The 5,724-nt window shown below is 39.7% G+C and carries 5 protein-coding genes; all 5 read right to left on the reverse strand.

Annotated elements, in window-relative coordinates:
* Window positions 1-118: 118 nt before the first annotated feature.
* Genes FC65_RS08360 through rnz form a run of 5 tightly spaced genes read right to left on the reverse strand, consistent with a single transcriptional unit; the run spans window position 119 to window position 5,107 of the window.
* Entirely contained in the window at window positions 119-637 is a 519-nt protein-coding gene (locus tag FC65_RS08360) for an adenine phosphoribosyltransferase (RefSeq protein ID WP_056972299.1), read from the reverse strand.
* A 29-nt stretch (window positions 638-666) separates the two neighbouring features.
* Window positions 667-2,994 (reverse strand): single-stranded-DNA-specific exonuclease RecJ, encoded by a 2,328-nt coding sequence (gene recJ, locus FC65_RS08365; RefSeq protein WP_056972301.1) that lies wholly within the window; start codon window positions 2,992-2,994, stop codon window positions 667-669.
* A 4-nt stretch (window positions 2,995-2,998) separates the two neighbouring features.
* Window positions 2,999-3,331, reverse strand: coding sequence for a LapA family protein (locus tag FC65_RS08370; protein ID WP_010496302.1), 333 nt, complete (start codon window positions 3,329-3,331; stop codon window positions 2,999-3,001).
* Between the two features lie 16 nt (window positions 3,332-3,347).
* The gene (locus tag FC65_RS08375) at window positions 3,348-4,157 is read right to left on the reverse strand and encodes an SDR family NAD(P)-dependent oxidoreductase (protein WP_056972302.1); all 810 of its coding nucleotides are present in this window, start codon (window positions 4,155-4,157) and stop codon (window positions 3,348-3,350) included.
* Window positions 4,154-5,107, reverse strand: coding sequence for a ribonuclease Z (rnz, locus tag FC65_RS08380; protein WP_056972303.1), 954 nt, complete (start codon window positions 5,105-5,107; stop codon window positions 4,154-4,156). Before rnz ends, FC65_RS08375 begins: the two co-directional genes overlap by 4 nt.
* Window positions 5,108-5,724: the final 617 nt, after the last annotated feature.

The following is a 5,724-nucleotide window of genomic DNA, read 5'->3' on the forward strand; positions in this document are numbered from 1 at the left end:
TAAATGTTACAAACTAGCACCACACGTATATAGTATGCATTTTTTAATAAAAGCCTTTGATTACAAAAAAGGACCCGAATGTCACAGAGACACACGAATCCAAGAGCTAACGATCCTTTTAATATTTCATCAAACTTAAAATATCATAATCTTTAATTTTATCTCTGCCGTGCAATTCACTCAGCTCGATCAAAAAGGCACAACCGACGACTTCGCCACCAAGTTGTTCAACTAAATCAGTGGTTGCACCGATCGTTCCCCCAGTAGCCAATAAATCATCGACTACCAAAACTTTTTGGCCAGGTAATACGGCATCTTGGTGCATATAAAGTGCAGATTCGCCATATTCTAACTTGTACGAGGCCTTGACCGTTTTACGAGGCAATTTTCCCTTCTTACGTGCTGGAGCGAAACCAACACCTAATTCATAAGCAACAGGACAACCCACAATAAAGCCACGAGCCTCCGGGCCAACAATCATTTGCACGCCTTTATCTTTAGCAAACTGAACGATTTGATCAGTTGCTTGGTGGTATGCTTCACCGTCAGCCATTAACGGTGAAATATCGCGAAAAATAATCCCCTTCTCTGGATAATCAGGAATACTTGCAATATAGTTATTTAAGTCTAAAGCCATTAAACCTTCTCCTTTAATATACGCTAACACTAAACAGACTGTTCTTTGACCCAGTTAATTAAGTCAGCGCTCTTACTGTGCAGGAGGATCTGTTGAGTCCTGATCTGCAGTCTGCGGGAGTGATAACTGGAAGTCTCCTTCAAATTAACATGTTGAGTACTGGGGACACCTGTAACCAATCCATTCTCTATTTTAACAAATCCTACCTCAAAAAACACCTGAAACATAAAAATCATTAGTTCTTTTGACACTCCAAGATGTTTTGCGATCTTAGCGCCATCACGAGAAAGATTTAACTCATGGTGTGATAAAACGAATCGATAAAGATTTCCAAATTGTGCTCTATCGGGCATTCCCGCCTTAGAAACATCATTTTTGGGATAAAAGACCAAGTGAATTTTTTGAGCTTCTACTGTGTTCAATGAGAGCTGTAAGTCCCGCAGATCATTAGGACAATCGATCAAATAAAGATCTTTAGCTCGTACTTTTTCTCCTTGTTTTGATAAAACTATCGCCTTTGAATCAACCGACATATATTGTTTGACTTGTGCCAAGATTTTTTTCTCAAAAAAGGCGTAAACTCCAGGCTTTTTAAACATATTAACCGTTAATTTGTTTACTCTTTGATCAAAAACTTGTAGTTCAGGCTGCCCTTGCACTAATCTTAAGTCTTCGATCTTGACTTGCAAAGAGGTCTTATTTTGCCAAACGTTTTTATCCGGATATCCTACAAATTCTACATGTTTGGGGTCTTGTATGATCTGACCAAGTTTATCTTGATCTATTCCAAAATAAACAGCAGAAACTAGGCCACCTTTACTATTTTCCAAATTTAAACGTAGGTGATTATTTGCCTTCCCCATCGGCTTAGCTAATTTGACTTTAAAATTAGTGAAAGCAAAAACCGGTCGTTGATTATCTTGCCCAAATGGGGCTAACATTTCGATCTTGTCCAAATCGTCTAGATGAAAATTCGTTAAATCTATCTTATCGGCGATCTCTAAAACAGGTTGGGGTGCAGCGCTAATATTTTGTTTAGCGGCCTCATCATCTAAGATCTGCTGGACCTCATCTTGTTTTTCTATGGCAATAGTTAAACCACACGCCATATAATGGCCGCCAAAGGAAAGTAATTGATCTCTGTGTCCATCTAGTGCAGCAAATAAATTAAACGCTGCGATCGAACGTCCTGAACCCTTAGCAGCGCCAGTTTCTTCGTTTGCATTCAATACCAAAGTAGGTTTACCAGTTGCTTCAACCAAGCGACTAGCAACGATCCCCAAAACACCTTCATGCCAATTTGAACCAACGACCAAGTTAACTGCATGTTGTTGAGACTCATTTTCAACCTTCTTCAATGCAGCAGCCGTTATCTCATTAACCAACTCTTGACGCTTAACATTCAATTGTTGCACGTGCTGTGCGATCTCTTGAGCTCGTTGATCATCAAATGTTGTCAACAATTCGACACCCAAAGCTCCGCTTTCCAGACGGCCAAGTGCGTTCAGGCGCGGTGCGAGGCCAAAACCGATCGTTTCAGCTGTAATCTTATTTTGTTCCACTCCAGCTTCGTGATACAGACTTAACAAGCCAACTCTTTCAGTGTTTTGTAAAACCTTTAGTCCCGCGCTGACGATCACGCGGTTCTCATCTGTCAACGAAACAATATCTGCGACAGTTCCGATCGCAGCAAGATCTAACATTTCTGGTGGGACCTCTTCCAATAGCGCGGTTGCTGTCTTAAAGGCTACACCAGCCCCTGAGAGATCCGAAAAAGGATAGCTGCTATCTGGATGTCGCGGATGAACGATTGCAAATGCATGGGGAAGTTCTGCAGGCATTTCATGATGATCAGTGATCACAACATCGACACCTTGTTGCTGCGCATAATTGACTGCTTCATTGCCTGAAACACCATTATCGACTGTCACGATCAATCTAGTGCCCTCGCTGATCAACTTTTTGTAAACTTCTAGGTTTGGACCATAACCATCTTTAAAACGATCAGGTATGTAATACTGAACATCTGCGCCCAATTGCAACAAAGCCTCATACATGATCGAAGTACTTGTTAGTCCATCCGCGTCATAATCACCATAAACAGTAATTTTTTCTCCCGACGTGATCGCCTTTTTGATCCGGTCACATGCTTTTTGCATATCATGTAATAAAAACGGATCATATAACATTTCCAATTCTGGTTTTAAAAATCTGTTGATCTTTTCGGCACTGTCATATCCACGTTCAAATAAAAGCGAGACTACCAACCTTGGAGTCTTTGTTTGTTTAACTAGTTCATCGATCTGCTCGTTATTATCATTTTGGATAAACTTCCATTGATTACGGGATGAGAACACAAAATCACTCCTCGTTTTGTTCTGAACTATCTTCCTTTTTGTCCTCCGTGGAAACAGATTCAGCAACTGCCTCTGGTTGACGTCTCATGGCCTTATTAGCAGCTAATTCTTTTTGTAGATTCTTAATTTCCCTTTTCTGCCTCAAATAAGCAGTGGTTGAAAGCAAGACTGCGATCAAAGCTCCTAACAAAAGTGCAATCACTAAAATCACCACTAAAGGCATAGTAACTTTGGAAAAGCCAAAATTAACTGTTGCATTTTGAGAATTCATCCAAGAAAATAGCACCGCGATCAATAATAAAACAATTGCTCCTATCATGCTCCATTGTTTTTTCATTTTTCATAACGCCTCCTTATTTCTTATTGAATAACGTACTTGTTAAAAAATCTCCCGTTTTTGGAAACATTTGATATACATGAAAGGCTGCTTCCATGATAAGCGGACGGTTTAATTCACGTTTGCTGGTTCCAATAGTATCAACGATCTTAGCTGCCAAGATCTCAGGATCGAGGGCAAAGATCCCGATATTATCCAAATAGTGCCCCGTTTTATCAGCGTAATCAAAAAAATGTGTCTTGATCGGCCCTGGATTAACTGTTAACACTGAGATCCCCAGCGGTTTTAATTCCAAGCGTAAAGCATTAGAGTAGGCTAAAACTGCAGCTTTGCTGGCAGAATAGACCGCTGATTTTGGTGTTTGGATCTTTGCAGCGATCGAAGCGACATTGATCAAAGCCCCCCGCCGTCGTTCAGCCATTTGCAAAGCAGTATATTTAGTCATATACATCAGCCCTAAAACATTGACTCTAAACATTTTTTCGGCAATATCCATTGGAAAATCAACGGCTTCTTCCATTAGCCCAAAGCCGGCGTTATTTACCAAAACATCTATGGGTCCAACGGAACTTTCCACTTCATTGACAACTTGTTCGATCTGAGCTGGATCTGAAACATCGAGTTCATACGCTAAAGACAAACGACCTGATAACTTACGACAGACTTCTGCAACTTTTTCCAACTTATCCTTGCGTCGCGCACAAACGATCACAATGGCTTTTTTTAAAGCGGCTTGGTGAGCGATTTGTTCTCCTAAACCTGAAGAAGCTCCAGTAACAAAAACGATCCTATTTCTTAAGCTTTTTAACTCTTGATACCCAGTCATTTTGCTTCACCTCTATTTGTCTGAAAAGGAACTTGGATCACATCAAAATCTTTAACGACTTTAGTATTCTTAAACACATCTTGAGCGTCATTTTGCAAAGTCTTGACCATCGGCCCAACGTAACGCGCAGAGATATGAGTTAATAACAACTTTCGAACGCCTGTTTTTTTGGCAACCTGTGCAGCCTGGATACAAGTTGAATGGTAGTATGCTCTGGCTAACTTAGCATCACCTTTGCCATAAGTACTTTCGTGCACCAATGCATCTGCATTAGCCGCTAATTTCTCAATATTAGGAGTAGAACGTGTATCTCCAAGGATCGTCACGATACGCCCTTTCTTAGCTGATCCAATAAAATCAGTTCCATTTATTTGACGTCCATCAGCCAAAGTTACTGTTTCACCGGCCTTGAGCCGACCGTAGATTGGTCCTGCCGGGACCTGCAATTCTTTTAATTTTTCAACCTGCAATTCGCCAGGATAGTCTTTTTCTTCGACTCGATAACCGACACATGGTATCCGATGCTCAAGATATTTAAACGAAACTTTAAACCGATCATTTTCAAAAATCTGTCCTGCTTCGCCTAATTCAATGAAATTCAACTTGTATGCTAATTTAGTACGCGAAACACGCAAGCTGGTCTTAACGAAATCTTCGATGCCGGCCGGACCATAAATCGTCAGTGGGGTTGGATCATCCCCATTTTGAAATGAACGGCTACTCAAAAAACCAGGTAAACCAAATATATGATCACCATGCAAGTGGGTAATAAAGATCTTCGTGATTTTCCGCGGACGGATCGTCGTTCTTAGGATTTGGTGTTGTGTTGCCTCTCCACAATCAAAAAGCCAAACCTCATTGATCTCTGGCAATAATTTAAGTGCAGTCGCAGTTACATTACGAAATTTGCCTGGTGAACCGGCACCAGTGCCTAAAAATTCTATTTCCATATTTAAAATATCCTATCTAACTTTAATTTTACCGAATTGGGGAAGATTTTTGTATCAAAAACACCTAAATAGTTAGTAGTGACCACTGAACTTCCTCAAAGTTATTTAAACTAACCGCCTACCATTTTATCATTATCTGTGTCTGATTAAAATAAAATTCACGCAGACAATTTCTTTAGCTGTAGTGTTACCTGTCACTCTAAAAATATTTTCCGTTAAAAATAATGCTCCATAATCAAATACGCAAAAAAAGCTGAATTTTATCAAAGAAACTGAATTAATTTTAACGATACTGCATAAGTTAGCCTTCTGCTCCACAATATATCCCTTTTATCTCCTAATTTTTTAACTTTCATCGACACTAAAGTACGAGCTTTTAGGAACAAACGCAACTTATCACCTGCATTTCTTCAGCATTCAACAGCGGTTGATTTGCATAGCTAACAACTGATCCCAGCCAAAATAGCTTGCACCACAGTTTGCAATAATTTGTTTTGGCTGTTTTAAATTAGGATATATATGCAGTTTTGTTTCTTTTATACATTAGAGCCCTTTATTTCTTATTATTTATTATCTTCATAATACCCCTGGATTATTCATAATTTTACCTTGAGGTC

The organism is Ligilactobacillus acidipiscis DSM 15836 (assembly GCF_001435755.1).
Lineage (GTDB): Bacteria > Bacillota > Bacilli > Lactobacillales > Lactobacillaceae > Ligilactobacillus > Ligilactobacillus acidipiscis.

Coding starts and splice junctions, on each gene's coding strand:
- FC65_RS08360 (WP_056972299.1), bottom strand. CDS start 637: ATGGCTTTAGACTTAAATAACTATATTGCAAGTATTCCTGATTATCCA.
- FC65_RS08370 (WP_010496302.1), bottom strand. CDS start 3,331: ATGAAAAAACAATGGAGCATGATAGGAGCAATTGTTTTATTATTGATC.
- FC65_RS08375 (WP_056972302.1), bottom strand. CDS start 4,157: ATGACTGGGTATCAAGAGTTAAAAAGCTTAAGAAATAGGATCGTTTTT.
- rnz (WP_056972303.1), bottom strand. CDS start 5,107: ATGGAAATAGAATTTTTAGGCACTGGTGCCGGTTCACCAGGCAAATTT.